This is a genomic window from Pseudomonas sp. NBRC 100443 (assembly GCF_030268185.1).
GTDB classification, from domain to species: Bacteria; Pseudomonadota; Gammaproteobacteria; order Pseudomonadales; family Pseudomonadaceae; genus Pseudomonas; species Pseudomonas citronellolis.
The window spans coordinates 62,478-77,551 of the sequence record NZ_BSQE01000011.1; the positions used below are offsets into that span (position 1 = coordinate 62,478).

The 15,074-nt window shown below is 68.9% G+C and carries 13 protein-coding genes; 9 read left to right on the forward strand and 4 right to left on the reverse strand.

The genetic code is table 11. The annotated features are described in order from the left end of the window. The first annotated feature begins 45 nt into the window (after positions 1-45). On the forward strand, positions 46-945 hold the full coding sequence (gene yddG, locus QSJ95_RS16120; protein ID WP_009619759.1) for an aromatic amino acid DMT transporter YddG: 900 nt from the start codon (positions 46-48) through the stop codon (positions 943-945). Here the strand turns inward: yddG and ydiJ are convergent. The 4 genes from ydiJ to QSJ95_RS16140 form a co-directional block, all read right to left on the reverse strand. Then, complete coding sequence (gene ydiJ, locus QSJ95_RS16125) at positions 854-4,015, reverse strand: D-2-hydroxyglutarate dehydrogenase YdiJ (protein WP_285643696.1); 3,162 nt, start codon at positions 4,013-4,015, stop codon at positions 854-856. The two genes, yddG and ydiJ, sit on opposite strands and share 92 nt — an antisense overlap. After that, entirely contained in the window at positions 4,015-4,359 is a 345-nt protein-coding gene (locus QSJ95_RS16130; protein WP_285643698.1) for a RidA family protein, read from the reverse strand. The genes ydiJ and QSJ95_RS16130 overlap by 1 nt, the downstream gene beginning before the upstream one ends. Positions 4,360-4,373: 14 nt before the next feature. Further along, positions 4,374-4,724, reverse strand: a complete 351-nt coding sequence (locus QSJ95_RS16135; RefSeq protein WP_285643700.1) for a cupin domain-containing protein — start codon at positions 4,722-4,724, stop codon at positions 4,374-4,376. Between the two features lie 66 nt (positions 4,725-4,790). Then, the gene (locus QSJ95_RS16140; protein WP_285643702.1) at positions 4,791-6,107 is read right to left on the reverse strand and encodes an NAD(P)/FAD-dependent oxidoreductase; all 1,317 of its coding nucleotides are present in this window, start codon (positions 6,105-6,107) and stop codon (positions 4,791-4,793) included. A 262-nt stretch (positions 6,108-6,369) separates the two neighbouring features. Here QSJ95_RS16140 and QSJ95_RS16145 point away from each other — a divergent pair, with 262 nt between their 5' ends. The 8 genes from QSJ95_RS16145 to QSJ95_RS16180 all read left to right on the forward strand — a co-directional run bounded on the left by QSJ95_RS16145 (position 6,370) and on the right by QSJ95_RS16180 (position 14,898). After that, positions 6,370-7,152, forward strand: coding sequence for an NAD(P)-binding domain-containing protein (locus QSJ95_RS16145; RefSeq protein ID WP_285643706.1), 783 nt, complete (start codon positions 6,370-6,372; stop codon positions 7,150-7,152). Positions 7,153-7,276: 124 nt separating this feature from the next. Then, positions 7,277-8,920, forward strand: a complete 1,644-nt coding sequence (locus tag QSJ95_RS16150) for an acetolactate synthase large subunit (protein ID WP_043266505.1) — start codon at positions 7,277-7,279, stop codon at positions 8,918-8,920. A gap of 72 nt (positions 8,921-8,992) precedes the next feature. After that, positions 8,993-10,444, forward strand: coding sequence for an NADP-dependent succinate-semialdehyde dehydrogenase (gene gabD, locus QSJ95_RS16155; protein ID WP_285643711.1), 1,452 nt, complete (start codon positions 8,993-8,995; stop codon positions 10,442-10,444). 192 nt (positions 10,445-10,636) lie between these two features. Further along, on the forward strand, positions 10,637-10,837 hold the full coding sequence (locus tag QSJ95_RS16160; protein WP_061561510.1) for a tautomerase family protein: 201 nt from the start codon (positions 10,637-10,639) through the stop codon (positions 10,835-10,837). A gap of 214 nt (positions 10,838-11,051) precedes the next feature. Beyond that, positions 11,052-11,213 carry a hypothetical protein gene (locus tag QSJ95_RS16165; protein WP_009619750.1) on the forward strand — a complete coding sequence of 54 codons (162 nt, stop codon included), beginning with the start codon at positions 11,052-11,054 and terminating at the stop codon, positions 11,211-11,213. A gap of 10 nt (positions 11,214-11,223) precedes the next feature. Then, on the forward strand, positions 11,224-12,558 hold the full coding sequence (locus QSJ95_RS16170; protein WP_043266509.1) for an MFS transporter: 1,335 nt from the start codon (positions 11,224-11,226) through the stop codon (positions 12,556-12,558). Positions 12,559-12,658: 100 nt separating this feature from the next. Then, positions 12,659-13,711 carry a proline racemase family protein gene (locus QSJ95_RS16175; RefSeq protein ID WP_285643719.1) on the forward strand — a complete coding sequence of 351 codons (1,053 nt, stop codon included), beginning with the start codon at positions 12,659-12,661 and terminating at the stop codon, positions 13,709-13,711. Between the two features lie 236 nt (positions 13,712-13,947). Next, positions 13,948-14,898, forward strand: coding sequence for an ornithine cyclodeaminase family protein (locus tag QSJ95_RS16180; RefSeq protein ID WP_276214100.1), 951 nt, complete (start codon positions 13,948-13,950; stop codon positions 14,896-14,898). Positions 14,899-15,074 lie beyond the last annotated feature (176 nt).

The window sequence follows — 15,074 nt, forward strand, 5'->3', positions numbered from 1 at the left end:
CCGCCGAGCCACGCCCCGCCTCCCGCTTTCCGATCAAGGCACAGCATGACCACCGCCGCAGCGTCGCAACAAACCAAAGGCAACCTCCTGGGCATAGGCGCCATCCTGCTCTGGAGCACCATGGCCTCGCTCATGCGCCTGATGAGCGAGGCCTTCGGCCCCCTCGGCGGCGCCGCGCTGATGTACACGGTGGCCACGCTCTTCCTCGCCCTGCTGCTGGGCTGGCCTTCGCTGCGGCACTTCAGCCTGCGCTACCTGGTGGTGGTCGGGAGCCTGTTCGTCACCTACGAGATCGCCCTGTTCCTGGCGCTGGCCTTCGCCCAGAACCGCGCCCAGGCCATCGAGGTGGCCATGCTCAACCACCTGTGGCCCTGCCTGACCGTCCTGCTGGCCGCGCTGCTGCGGCTGCAGCGGGCCAGCCTCTGGCTGATCCCGGGGATGGCGCTGTCGCTGCTGGGGGTGGGCTGGATCCTCAGCGGCGGCCAGGGCCTGTCGGTGCAGAGCATCGCCCGCAACGCCGTGCAGAACCCCCTGAGCTACGGGCTGGGCGTCGGCTGCGCCTGCGTCTGGGCCCTGTACTGCTGCATCTCCAAGCGCATGGCGCCGACCAAGGACGGCACCGTGCCCTTCTTCGCCATGGCCAGCGCGGTGCTCTGGATCAAGTACGCCTTCAGCGACGAGTCCCTGGCCATGCCCGGCCTCGGCGGGGCCGGGCTGCTGGTGGCCACGGCGCTGGTCATCGCCCTGGGCTACGCGGCCTGGAACCAGGCGCTGCGCACCGGCAACCTGATGATGCTGGCCGCCACCTCCTACACCGCGCCGGTGCTGTCCTCGGCCTTCAGCTCGGTGATCCTCAGCACCGCCCTGGGCCTGAGCTTCTGGCAGGGCACGCTGATGGTGACCCTGGGTTCCCTGGTGTGCTGGTGGGCGTCGCGCAGCGGCTGATGCCCGCGCCCTGCCCGGCCGCCCGGCCGCGCACGTGCGCCAGCAGGGCCTGCAGCGGGTGCGGCAGGGCCTTGCCTTCCATGCGCTTGACCTGGCTGCGGCACGAGTAGCCGTCGGCCAGCAGGTTCGCCTCCACGCCATGCTCCGCGATCAACCGTCCCCAGGACTGCGCGTAGATGGCCCTGGAGGTCTGCAGGTTGCGCGTCTCGTGCCCATAGGTGCCGGACATGCCGCAGCAACCCGTGGCCAGCACCGTGAGTTCCAGCCCCAGCCGCTCGAACACCCGCTGCCACTGGCCGACGCTGGCCGGGGCGTTGGTCTTCTCGGTGCAGTGGGCCAGCAGCCGGTAGCCGGGCCGCTCCGCCCCCGTCGGCGCTTGCGTCGCCGGCAGCACGTCGCACAGCCATTCCTGGATGAGTTGCACGCGGGACGTGTCCTCGCCCAGCAGCTTGGCGTACTCCTGGCGGTACACCAGGGTCATGGCCGGGTCGAGGCCGACCAGGGGCACGCCGCACGCGGCCAGCGCCGCCAGCGCCCCGCCATTGCGCCGCGCGGCCTTCTCGAAGGCGCCGAGGAAGCCCTGCACGTGCAGCGGCTTGCCGTTGGCGGCGAAGGGCGCCAGGTACACGCGGTAGCCCAGGCGCGAGGCCAGCTCGATCCAGTCGATGGCCACCGCCGTCTCGAAGTAGCGGGTGAAGGCGTCCTGCACGAACACCACGCTGCGCCCGCGTTCGGCCGCCGACAGGCCGGCCAGGCGCCGGGGCGTCGCCAGTTGCACGTCCCAGCGCGCGCAGGCCGCGTCGAAGTCCAGGCGGCTGAGCAGCGGGCTGTCGACCATGCCGGCCACCCGGGCGAGGAACAGGCGCACCGGGGCGAAGTCCATCAAAGCGTTGTACAGCCGCGGGAAGCGGGCGAAGAAGGGAATGCTGAACTCCAGCGAGCCGATCAGGTAGTCCTTCAGCGGGCGCCCATAGCGGCCGTGGTACAGCTCCAGGAAGCGCGAGCGGAACTCCGGCACGTTGACCTTCACCGGGCACTGCCCCGCGCAGGACTTGCACGCCAGGCAGCCGGCCATGGCGTCGTACACCTGGTGGGAGAAGTCGCTTTCGCCCAGGCGCCGGGCCAGGGCATTGCGCAAGCGCCACAGCGGCGCCAGCGGCCGCCCGCCCCGGCGGATCGCCGCGCTCTGCGCCAGCACGTCGACGCCCTGCTCACCCTGCAGGCGCAGCCACTCGCGGATCAGCGAGGCGCGCCCCTTGGGCGATTGCGTGCGGTCGCGGGTGGCCTTCCACGACGGGCACATGGCGTCGTCCGGGTCGAAGTTGTAGCAGGCGCCGTTGCCGTTGCACTGCACGGCCGTGTCGTAGCTCTGCCAGACGCGCTCGTCGATGCGGCGGTCCAGTTCGCCGCGCAGGGTCACCTCGTCCACGCCGGTCAGCCGTGCCTCCGGCAGGCTCGCCGGTGTGGCGATCTTCCCGGGGTTGAGCTGGTTCCACGGGTCGAAGGCCGCCTTCAGCGCCTGCAGCTCGGGGTACAGCTCGCCGAAGTAGGCCGGCGCGTACTCCGAGCGCAGGCCCTTGCCGTGCTCGCCCCAGAGCAACCCGCCGTACTTGCGCGTCAGGGCCGCCACGCCATCGGAGATGGGGCGGATCAGCGCGGCCTGGCGCGCGTCCTTCATGTCCAGCAGCGGGCGCACGTGCAGCACGCCGGCGTCCACGTGGCCGAACATGCCGTACTGCAGACCGTGGCCGTCGAGCAGGGCGCGGAACTCGGCGATGAAGTCCGCCAGGTGCTCCGGCGGCACCGCCGTGTCCTCGACGAAGGGCTGCGGCCGGGCCTGGCCCTCGACGTTGCCGAGCAGGCCGACGGCGCGCTTGCGCATGGCGTAGACGCGCTTCACCGCCTCGTCGCCGATCGCCAGGGTATGCCCCAGGCGCTGCACGGAGGTGTCGCTGCGCAGGTGCTCGACGAAGGCGTGGACGCGCTGCTCCAGCTCGGGCCAGTCGTCGCCGCTGAATTCGATCAGGTTGATGCCGAGGGTCGGCGTATCCGCATCCTCGGGGAAATACTCGGCCACGCCGTGCCAGACGATGTCGCGCATGGCCAGCAGCAGCACCTTGGAATCCACCGTCTCGATGGACAGCGGCCGCAGCGCCATCAGCGCCTTGGCGTCGCGCAGCGCGCTCATGAAGCTGGCGTAGCGCACGTTGACCAGCACCGAATGACGGGGGATCGGCAGCACGTTGAGCTTGGCTTCGACGATGAAGCCCAGGGTGCCTTCGGAACCGCACAGCACGCTGTTGAGGTTGAAGCGCCCGTCGGCCTCGCGCAGGTGCGCCAGGTCGTAGCCGGTCAGGCAGCGGTTGAGCCTGGGAAAGCCGGCGGCGATCAGCTCGGCCTTGCTGTCGGCGATGTCGCGCGCGCAGCGCAGCACCTCGGCGCGCCGGTCGCCGCGGGCGATCTGCGCCTGCAGCGCCGGTTCGTCCATGGCCGCGCTGTGCAGCACTTCGCCGCCCAGCAGCACGCTGTGCAGTTCCAGCACGTGGTCGCGCGTCTTGCCGTAGGTGCAGCTGCCCTGCCCGCTGGCGTCGGTGTTGATCATGCCGCCGAGGGTGGCGCGGTTGGAGGTCGACAGCTCCGGGGCGAAGAACAGCCCATGGGGGCGCAGCGCGGCGTTGAGCTGGTCCTTGACCACCCCGCCCTGCACGCGCACCCAGCGCTGCTCGGGGTCGATCTCGAGGATCCGCGTCAGGTGCCGGGACAGGTCGACGACTATGCCCTCGGTCAGCGACTGGCCGTTGGTGCCGGTGCCGCCGCCGCGCGGGGCCAGCAGCACCTCGCGGAACTCGGCGCGGCCGGCCAGCTCGGCCAGGCAGACGACATCCGCCGTATCCAGCGGGAACACCGCCGCCTGCGGCAGGCGCTGGTAGATGGAGTTGTCGGTGGCGAGCACCGTGCGCGTCGCCTGGTCCGGGGTGATCTCGCCGCGGAAGCCGGCGGCGCGCAAGCGCTCCAGGAACGCGCGATAGACCTTGGCGAGCAGGGGTTCGGCGGGGAGACGGGCGATCATCAGCGTTGCGCCCAGGCCTGGATCTCGATGCGGTAGTCGGGGCTGGCCAACTGCGCGCCGACGCAGGCGCGGGCCGGCTGCAGCTCGCCGCCGACCCAGGCGTCGTAGACCTCGTTCATGGCCGCGAAGTCCTGCATGTCGGCGAGCCAGATCTGCACCCGCAGCAGCCCTTCGCGACCGACGCCGGCCTTGGCCAGCAGGGTGTCGAGCTGGTCCAGCACGTCGCGGGTCTGCCCGGCGATGCACGCCGCGCTGTCGTTGGCCACCAGGCCCGAGGTCTCGATCCTGTCGCCGGCGATGACCAGCCTGCTGGCCCGGGGCGATGCGTCAATACGGGAAATCATGCTGCGCCGGCGCCTCAGAAGATCACGTAGGTCTTGCGGAAGGGTTCGCGGATGTCCCACACGCCCTCGCAGTTGGCCGGGAAGAACACCGCGTCGCCGGCGCGCAGCTCCAGCGGCTCGCCTCCATCGGGGGTGAAGATGCACCAGCCGGAAACGACGTGGCTGAACTCGCGGTTCATGATGTGCCGGCGGAATACCCCCGGGCTGCTTTCCCAGATGCCCACCGAGGCGGAGGACGCCTCCAGGGTAACGTCCTGCCCCAGGCGGGCCTGGGCGACGAGGTCGCCGACGGGCAGCCTGGCCGGGGTCGGCTCGCCCATGGGCGATTGCGCGGCGTTCTTGATCAGGGTCGGTTTGACGGCCATGGGTTCGGTTCCTCTTCAAGGAGTGCCCGGGGCCTGCCCGGGCGGATTCGTAAGGGTTGCGCGCCGTCAGCTTTCCAGGCCGGCGCGGTGCTGGCCCCAGCACAGGCTGGCGTTGACGCCGAGGGACAGGAACGGCTGCGGCGGGTTGCGGCTGGGCCCCGCGCTGGCGAGCAGGAAGTCGATCAGTTCGTTGCGCTGGCCGGCCAGCCAGTCGGCCAGCAGCGTGCCGGTGCCGGTGCCGCGGGTGATGCCCAGGCCGTTGCAGCCCAGCGCGCCGTAGACGTTGGGCGCCAGCTCGCCGAAGTGGCCGGCGTGGTTGCGCGTCATGCCCATGGCGCCGCCCCAGGTGTAGTCGAACGCCACGCCCGGCAGCATCGGGAAGCGATGCTCGAAGGAGCGCCGCTGGGCCGCCGCGGCCCGTGCCAGCAGGCGCGCGTCGATCTTGCCGTTGGGGTTGAAGCTGAAGCTGTTGCGCACCAGCAGGCGCTGGTCCGGGGTGCGCCGCAGGGTGCTGCCGAAGGGGTCGGCGGGGATGATGCCCCATACCGGCTTGCCGCCCAGCCGCGCCTGCTCTTCCTCGCTCAGCGGGCGGGTCATGCTGGCGTAGGTGAACACCGGCAGCAGTCGCCCCTTGAGGAAGCCGAACTGGGTGGCGAAGGCGTTGTTGGCGAGCACCAGCTTGTCGGCGACCACGCTGCCCGCGGCGTGGCGCAGGGTGATCGGCCCGCGGTAGTCCACCTCGGTGACGGCGCAGCGCTCGAACAGCGAGACGTTGGCCGGCAGGCTGTCGGCCAGGCCCTTCACCAGGCTCGCCGGCTGCAACAGCAGGGTGCCGGGGGTGTACAGCGCGCGGCGGTAGAAGGAAGTGCCCAGGTGCGCGGGCAGCTCGTCGGCCTCGATGATCTGGTAGGCCTGGCCGAGCTTCTCCAGGCCGCTCTTGTAGGCTTCCAGCACCCGCAAGCCTTTGTCCTCCACCGCCGCCTGGTACTTGCCCACCGGCTTGAGCTGGCAGTCGATGCCGTGCCGCGCCACCAGCGAGGTAATCACGCCCTGGGCGAACAGGTTCAGCTTCAGGCTCATCCGCGCAATGGCCGGATCGCCGATGTAGTCGGGCGCGCCTATGTCATGGGGCAGGTCGATGGCGAAACCGGAGTTGCGCCCGGACGAGCCGAAGCCCACCTCCTGGGCCTCCAGCAGCACGACCTCGTCGGCCGGGAAGTTCAACGCCAGTTGGCGCGCCGCGGCAAGCCCGGTCAGGCCCGCCCCGACCACCGCCCAGCGCGCCCGCACCTGGCCGCCGCGGGCGGCTCGCGGGGTGCGCGGGGGGCTGAGGTGGAACCAGCCGCAGCCATTATCGTCAGCAGGGGTTTCTTGTATTTTCACGGTGTTCTGCTCTCACAACGGATGGCGAATTCTGGAGCGCGCGCCAGCCCGGCGCCTATAACGAAAAGGACGATTGCCAGCAGGTTTCCCCTCGCCCGCCCACGCCGGCCGTGCCCAGCTCCCCTGCCCGCCGGTCCCGCGGCCGCGAACGTCCTATCACTTGTCCCGGTCGTTATATGGCGAGCCGGCGCGCGGGTGAGATAGTGCACCGATCGAATCGAGAGCCAGGCGCGCCGCGCGTGCCGCGGCAAAGGGGGTAATCATGCACAGCCTTGGCATACTGGGCGTCGGCGAGCTGACCGAGAAGGTCGTGCGCGGCCTGCGCCGCAGCGGTTTCGACGGGCGCATCCTGCTGTCGCCGCGCAACCACGAGCGCTCCACCCAACTGGCCGCGGACTGCCGCGCGCAGGTGATGGACAGCAACCAGGCGGTGGTCGACGCGGCCGAACTGCTGGTCGTCGGCGTGCGCCCCGACGCCCTGGCGGCGCTGGCCGACGAGGTGCGGGTGCCGCCGGGGCGCAAGCTGGTTTCGCTGGTCGCCGGCGTCGGCCTGGCGCAACTGGCCGGGCACTTCCCCGGAGCCCGCTGCGTGCGGGCGATGCTTTCCTATGCGGCGCAGTTCAACCAGTCCACCGTGGTGGTCTGCCCGCCGGATGCGGCCACCGAGCGGGCGCTGCGAGCGCTCGGGCACCTGGTGGTGCTGCAGGAGGAAGCCGACTTCGAACTGGCCACCGTGGCCGCCTGCATGAACGGCTGGTTCTACTTCTTCCTCCACGACCTGCAGCAATGGCTGGTGGAAAAGGGCCTGCCCGCCGACAAGGCGCGCAGCCTGGTGCTGGACAACATGCAGGACTGCATCGCCAGCGCCCGCCACCACCCCGGCGTCGACCTCAGGACCCTCGGCCAGGCCATCGCCACGCCCGGCACCTACACCGCCAACGGGCTGGACATGCTCAACCACCTGCAGGCCAACGCCCACTGGGGCGCCGCCTGCGAAGTGGTGCTGGACGCGCTGCTGACCCGCTCGAGCGGGCCCGGCGCCTAGCGCCCCGCCCGCGACCGTTTGGCGCAACGCCGCGCCCTTCGCGCCAGCGGGCCTATGCTCCACCGGGTGGCGCCGCGCCGCCGCCCAACCCTCCACTCCCCGAAATACCGAGGTAGCAAGCAAGATGGCCAAGGCCGCCGATGTGGTTGTGCAATGCCTGGAGAACGAAGGCGTCGAATACGTCTTCGGCATTCCCGGCGAGGAGAACCTCGACCTGCTGGAATCCCTGCGCAAGTCGACGATCAGGCTGGTGCTGACGCGCCACGAGCAGTCCGCCGGCTTCATGGCCGCCACCTACGGCCGCCTGACCGGCAAGACCGGGGTGAGCCTGTCGACCCTCGGCCCCGGCGCCACCAACCTGGTCACCGCCGGCGCCTACGCCTATCTGGGCGGCATGCCGATGCTGATGATCACCGGGCAGAAGCCGATCAAGAAGTCCAAGCAGGGCCGCTTCCAGATCCTCGACGTGGTCGGCATGATGCAGCCGCTGACCAAGTACACCCACCAGTTGGCCTCGGCCGACAACATCCCCTCCCGCGTGCGCGAGGCCTTCCGCCTGGCCGAGGAAGAGAAGCCCGGCGCCGTGCACCTGGAGCTGCCCGAGGACGTCGCCGCCGAGCAGACCGACAGCCTGCCGATCCCGCGCAGCCTGTCGCGCCGCCCGCTGGCCGAGCACAAGTCCATCGAGGCCGCGGTGGAGAAACTGCAGGCCGCGCGCAGCCCGATCCTGGTGATCGGCGCCGGGGCCAACCGCAAGATGACCGCCAAGGTCCTCAAGCAGCTGATCGACAAGACCGGCATCCCCTTCGTCACCACCCAGATGGGCAAGGGCGTGGTGGACGAGCGCCACCCGCGCTTCCTCGGCAATGCCGCGCTGTCCTCCGGCGACTTCGTGCACCGCGCGGTGGAGGCCGCCGACCTGATCGTCAACATCGGCCACGACGTGATCGAGAAGCCGCCGTTCTTCATGGTCCGCGGCGGCACCGAGGTGATCCACGTGAACTTCCGCTCGGCCGAGGTGGACCCGGTGTACTTCCCGCAGGTGGAAGTGATCGGCGACATCGCCAACGCCGTGTGGCAGATCGGCGAGGCGCTGCGCGACACCTCGCACTGGGACTTCGGCCGCCTGCTGGCGATCCGCGAGGCCAACGAGGCCCAGGTCGCCGAAGGCGCCGACGACGCGCGCTTCCCGCTGTACCCGCAACGCCTGGTGGCCGACGTGCGCCGCGCGCTGCCGTCGGACGGCATCGTGGCCCTGGACAACGGCATCTACAAGATCTGGTTCGCCCGCAACTACAAGGCGCACATGCCCAACACCGTGCTGCTGGACAACGCCCTGGCGACCATGGGTGCCGGCCTGCCCTCGGCCATGGCCGCGCACCTGGTGTACCCGCAGCGGCGCATCCTCGCGGTATGCGGCGACGGCGGCTTCATGATGAACAGCCAGGAGCTGGAAACCGCGGTGCGCCTGGAGATGAACCTCACGGTGGTGATCCTGCGCGACGACGGCTACGGGATGATCCGCTGGAAGCAGGCGAACATGGGCTTCAGCGACTTCGGCCTGGACTACGGCAACCCGGACTTCGTGCAGTACGCCCGGGCCTACGGCGCCCAGGGCCACCGGGTGGAAAGCGCGGAGGGCTTCCTGCCGCTGCTGGAGCGCTGCCTGAGCACGCCCGGGGTGCACGTCATCGACTGCCCGGTGGACTACTCGGAGAACGACCGCATCCTCAACATCGAGCTCAGAACCCGCAGCTCGGAAGTCTGACCCCCATGGACGCAGCGGCCCGCCCCGGGCCGCTGGCCAGCCTTCGCCCACTCGAATCCACAGGAGCATCGCATGCAACTGAAAGACCCTTCGCTCTTCCGCCAGCAGGCCTACATCGACGGCGCCTGGGTGGACGCCGACAACGGCCAGACTCTGAAGGTCAACAACCCGGCGACCAACGAGATCATCGGCACTGTGCCGAAGATGGGCGCCGCCGAGACGCGCCGCGCCATCGAGGCCGCCGACCGCGCCCTGCCGGCCTGGCGCGCGCTGACCGCCAAGGAGCGCGCCAACAAGCTGCGCCGCTGGTTCGAACTGATGATCGAGCACCAGGACGACCTGGGCCGCCTGCTGACCCAGGAACAGGGCAAGCCGCTGGCCGAAGCCAAGGGCGAGATCGCCTATGCCGCGTCCTTCTTCGAATGGTTCGGCGAGGAAGCCAAGCGCGTCTACGGCGACATGATCCCCGGCCACCAGCCGGACAAGCGCCTGATGGTGATCAAGCAGCCCATCGGCGTCACCGCCGCCATCACCCCGTGGAACTTCCCCTCGGCGATGATCACCCGTAAAGCCGGCCCGGCCCTGGCCGCCGGCTGCACCATGGTGCTCAAGCCCGCTTCGCAGACGCCGTATTCCGCCCTGGCCTTGGCCGAGCTGGCCGAGCGCGCCGGCATTCCGAAAGGCGTGTTCAGCGTGGTCACCGGCAGCGCCGGCGAAGTCGGCGGCGAGCTGACCGGCAACCCCATCGTGCGCAAACTGAGCTTCACCGGCTCCACCGAGATCGGCCGCCAACTGATGGCCGAGTGCGCCCAGGACATCAAGAAGGTGTCCCTGGAACTGGGCGGCAACGCGCCCTTCATCGTCTTCGATGACGCCGACCTGGATGCCGCCGTGGAAGGCGCGCTGATCTCCAAGTACCGCAACAACGGCCAGACCTGCGTCTGCGCCAACCGCCTGTACGTGCAGGACGGCGTGTACGACGCCTTCGTCGAGAAACTCAAGGCGGCAGTCGCCAAGCTGAACATCGGCAACGGCCTGGAGAACGGCGTGACCACCGGCCCGCTGATCGATTCCAAGGCCGTGGCCAAGGTCGAAGAACACATCGCCGACGCCGTGGGCAAGGGCGCCAAGGTCGTTGCCGGCGGCAAGCCGCACGCCCTGGGCGGCACCTTCTTCGAGCCGACCATTCTGGTCGACGTACCGAAGGATGCCGCCGTGGCCAAGGAAGAGACCTTCGGCCCGCTGGCGCCGCTGTTCCGCTTCAAGGACGAGGCCGAGGTCATCGCCATGGCCAACGACACCGAGTTCGGCCTGGCCTCCTACTTCTACGCCCGCGACCTGGGCCGCGTGTTCCGCGTGGCCGAGGCCCTGGAATACGGCATGGTGGGCATCAACACCGGGCTGATCTCCAACGAGGTGGCGCCCTTCGGCGGCATCAAGGCTTCGGGCCTGGGCCGCGAAGGTTCCAGGTACGGCATCGAGGACTATCTGGAAATCAAATACCTGTGCCTGAATATCCAGTGAGCCTTCGGCACAAGTTCAGCTGACAACTTTCCGCCAGTGGCGCACCGGGAGTCGCCACTGGCGTTTTTTATTTTCGGGCCGCCGTTTTCAATATCGCATTAATTGTCTTTGTTCTTATATCCCGCACTCACGCCTCGCTGAATCATGCCCTCTCCCGCCGAACCAACGGCAGACAAACCGAGGAACTTGCCCATGCCCGTAATCCGCGTCACCTGGTTCAATGACAAGAGCGACTCCGTGAAGGCGGAAGTCGCCGCGGAATTCACCCGCGTACTGGCCGAGAAGACCGGCATGGATAGCAAGTGGATCCACGTCGTCTTCGAGAACGTCAGCCCCTGCGACTGGGCGGTGGCCGGCGAGCTGTTCGCCCGGCCCGGCGAGGATCCGGCCTAGCGGGTTGCGCCGCGGCGCCCGGCGTCGCGGCGCCCTTCCCGCCCCCCCTGCAGGCCCCGCCCGGCGCGGCCTGCAGCCCGCGAGCCAGAGCGCCCGCGGCCCTCCAGAAGGAATCTCCTATAAGTAGTCAGGCCTGTTATATGGCCGCCAAAGCCCTCGGTGAGATAGTGCTGACCAGGCTGTGGTTCGTATCTGTACGCCAGGAAAAGAAAGGATGCAGGGCCGCGCCGGCAAGCGTCGGCGCGACTTCCCGTGGCCGTGCCGGGCCGATGCACTCGTGCAGATAAAGCCACTGAACAATTCCAACAAGAAACAGCTGTTTGTTCCGCCGGCAAGCCTTGTCCGGCCCCCCATGGACAAGCATGCTGAGCGCTGACGGAGGCTCCATGTCCAACAATCACAAGATTTCATTGGAAGATGCATCGCTGAACAGCTTCCACAAGAAGCTGGCGATCTATTCTTCCGGCGCCCCATTTCTCGACGGCTACATACTGAGCATCATCGGCGTGGTGATGGTGCAACTGAGCCAGGCGCTGCAGCTGAGTTCGTTGCAGGAAGGCATGATCGCCGCGGCCTCGCTGGTGGGCATGTTCTTCGGCGGCTTCGTCGGCGGCCTGTTCACCGACCGGCTCGGACGCAAGACGCTATACGTGCTGGTGCTGGTGGTCCTGGCACTGTTCTCCCTGTGCCAGTTCTGGGTCGCCTCCGCCTGGTCGCTGATCGCCCTGCGCCTGATGCTCGGCGTCGCCATCGGCGCCGACCACCCGCTGGCCACCTCCCTGCTGGCCGAGTTCCTGCCGAAGAAACAGCGCGGCTCCATCCTCGCCAGCCTGGTGATGATGTGGTTCGTCGGCGCCGCCGTGGCCTACATCGCCGGCGAGCTGATCCTGCGCAGCGCCGGCCCGGACGCCTGGCGCTGGGCCCTGGCCAGCGCGGTGGTGCCGGCGGTGCTGTTCCTGGTCATGCGCGCCGGCACCCCCGAGTCGGCCCGCTGGCTACTGAGCAAGGGCCGCGTGCAGGAGGCCGACCAGGTGATCAAGAAGGTCTATGGCGAGCAGTACTCGGTGCGCAACCTGCCGGAGAAGACCCCGGAGCAGCACGTCTCGGTCTGGTCGCTGTTCCACTCCAACTACGGCAAGCGCATCTTCTTCGTCAGCATCTTCTGGACCTGCTCGATCATCCCGCAGTTCGCCATCTACGCCTTCGCCCCGAAAATCCTCAGCACCATGGGCCTGACCGGCGAGCTGGCGGCCTGGGGCGCGGTGGCCATCACCGTGATGTTCGTCTTCGGCTGCCTGCTGGGCGTCCGCCTGATCAACCCGCTGGGCCGGCGCAACATGCTCATGCACAGCTTCCTCTGGTCGGGCCTGGCCCTGTTGCTGCTGGGCCTGTGCCCGGACGGCGCGGCCCTGCTCACGCTGGTGCTGTTCGGCAGCTACGCGCTGTTCATCGGCGGCGCCCAGGTGCTGCAGTACGTGTACCCCAACGAGCTGTTCCCCACCTCCATCCGCGGTTCGGCGGTGGGCCTGGCGACCTCGCTGTCGCGCATCGGCGCGGCCGTCGGCACCTACCTGGTGCCCCTGTCGCTGGACGGCATCGGCATCGCCAACACCATGTTCGTGGCCTTCGGCGTCTCCATGGTGGGCCTCTTCGTCACCTGGCTGATGGCCCCGGAAACCCGTTCCCTGGACCTGCACCAGGCCAGCTCGCTCAGCTACTGAACCCGGCCGACAGGCAGCACGGGCCCGCGCATGGCGGGCCTCCTGCCGTCGGACGGAACCTCGACCCCGGGCCCCGCCCGCAGACGTACAGGTAGGAAAGATGGCATTCAAGAGAACGATCCACGCGGTGGACACCCACGCCGGCACGCCCATGCGCGTCATCACCGGCGGCGTCCCGCACATCCCCGGCGACAGCGTCTACGAGAAGATGAAGTGGCTGGAGGAAAACGACGACCAGTTGCGCAAGCTGATGCTGCGCGAGCCGCGGGGCTACCCGGCGCACTGCTGCAACATCATAGTGCCGCCAACGCACCCGGAAGCCGACGCCGGCTACATCATCATGGAGCAGATCGAGTACCCGGTGATGTCCGGCGGCAACACCATCTCGGTGGTGACCGTGCTGCTGGAGATGGGCATGCTGCCGATGCGCGAACCGGTCACCGAACTGGTGCTGGAGGCCCCCGCCGGGCTGATCCGGGTGAAGGCCGAGTGCAAGGACGGCAAGGTCAAGGGCGTCACCTTCCAGAACGTGCCGGCCTTCGCCGCGCACCTGGACGCGACCATCGACGTGCCGCACCTGGGCAAGGTCAGGGTCGACGTGGGCTGGGGCGGGATGTTCTACGTCATCGCCGACGTCCGCCAGTTCAAGGGCCTGGAACTGATCCCGCAGCACGGCGCCGAGATCGCCCGCATCTCCTCGATGATCCGCCAGGCGGCCATCGAGCAACTGCCGGTGGCGCACCCCGACTACCCGGGCATCGGCATCACCATCTCGCAGCTGTCCGGGCCCAGCGACGACCCCAGGGCCGACTGGAAGAACGTGGTGACCATGGCCTCGGGCGAGTTCTCCTGGGACGACCCGGCGACCTGGACCGGCGCGCTGGACCGCTGCCCCTGCGGCACCGGCACCTGCGCCAAGATGGCCACCCTGCACGCCAAGGGCGAGCTGCCGCTGGAGCGGGACTTCCGCCACCAGGGCATCGTCGGCAACATCTACACCGGCCGGCTGATCGAGGAAACCCGCATCGGCGAGCGCAAGGCGGTGGTCCCCACCATCACCGGCAAGAGCTGGATCTACGGAATCAACACCTTCGTGCTGGACCACGACGATCCCTTCACCGAGGGCTTCACCATAGGTGACATCTGGGCTTGAGAACCTGTCTACGATCTGCTGCGCGTCGGCATAACTGCGTTAAAAACAGGCGAGTGATGCTCATTTAGCGGACTAAACTGCGCTCCCTCGCCTGTTTTTGCCTTGTTCTGCTCTAGCTCGCGAGATCGTAAACAGATTCTCAACCGGTCCAGCTGTTCATTGTCCACCCCGAGGGCGCCTTCCCAGCCGAAGGCGCCCTCGGCGTTTTTCAGCCAGGCATCCAGGAGGATGGAAGAATGCAAATGATCGACGCCGCGCAGATCCGCGCGCTGCTGGACTGGGAAGGCGTGCTGCAGGCGCTGCAGCAGGCGCACCTGGGCGCGCGCCCCGCCGGCGACAGCTACTTCATCGGCGACGCCGAATACGGCCTGTTCAGCCGCGGCGTGGTGCTGCCCGGCTACGGCGCCGGGGTGAAGGTCTGCTCCATCTACCCCGCCGGCAACGCCGCGACGCCGCCGGTACCGACCGAGCAGGCGGCCTTCATCGTCATCGACGAGGCCAGCAAGGCCATCGCCGCCATCCTCGACGGCCCCGAGATCACCCGCTGGAAAACCGCCGCGGATTCGGCGCTGGCCGCCCGCAAGCTGAGCCGCGAGGACAGCGCCGTGCTGCTGGTCATGGGCGCCGGGCCCATCGCCCAGGCCCTGGCGGACGCCTACCTGCACATCCGCCCATCCCTCCGCGAGGTGCTGCTGTGGAACCGCACGGCCGCGAAGCTCATGGCGACCTGCGCCGAACTCCAGGCCAGGGGCGTGAACGCGCGGATCGTCGACGACCTCGACCCGGCCGTGGCCCGCGCCGACATCATCGCCTCCGCCACCAGCGCCCCCACCCCGCTGATCCGCGGCGAGCTGGTGCGCCCCGGCACCCACCTCGACCTCGTCGGCGGCTACCGCGCGGACATGCGCGAGGCGGACGACCAGGCGGTGGCCAACGCGCGGATATTCGTCGACGACCGGGGCAGCGCGGCCTGCGCGGGCGACATCCTGGGGCCGCTGCAGGCCGGCGTCATCCAGCCCGGGCAGATCGAGGGCGATCTCTACGACCTGTGCCAGCGCAACCCCTTCGCCCGCGCCGCCACGGAGCGCACGCTGTACAAGAACGCCGGCGGCGCCCACCTGGACCTGGTCGTCGGCCAGTACGCCCTGGGCCGGCTGAAAGCCCAGGCGAAGGGCCTGGGTGCATAGGGCGGAGTCCGCTCGGTTCCAGGAAGCACGGGCGTAGGAGCAACTGTCTTGCCGGCTGCGCCGAGGCGCCCTTCGTAGGATGGGTTGAGCCTTGGCGAAACCCATGCGGTCGGGGTGATGGGTATCGCTTCGCTCAACACCATCCTACGCGGCGTCATATTTGCCGGAAGGTGTAG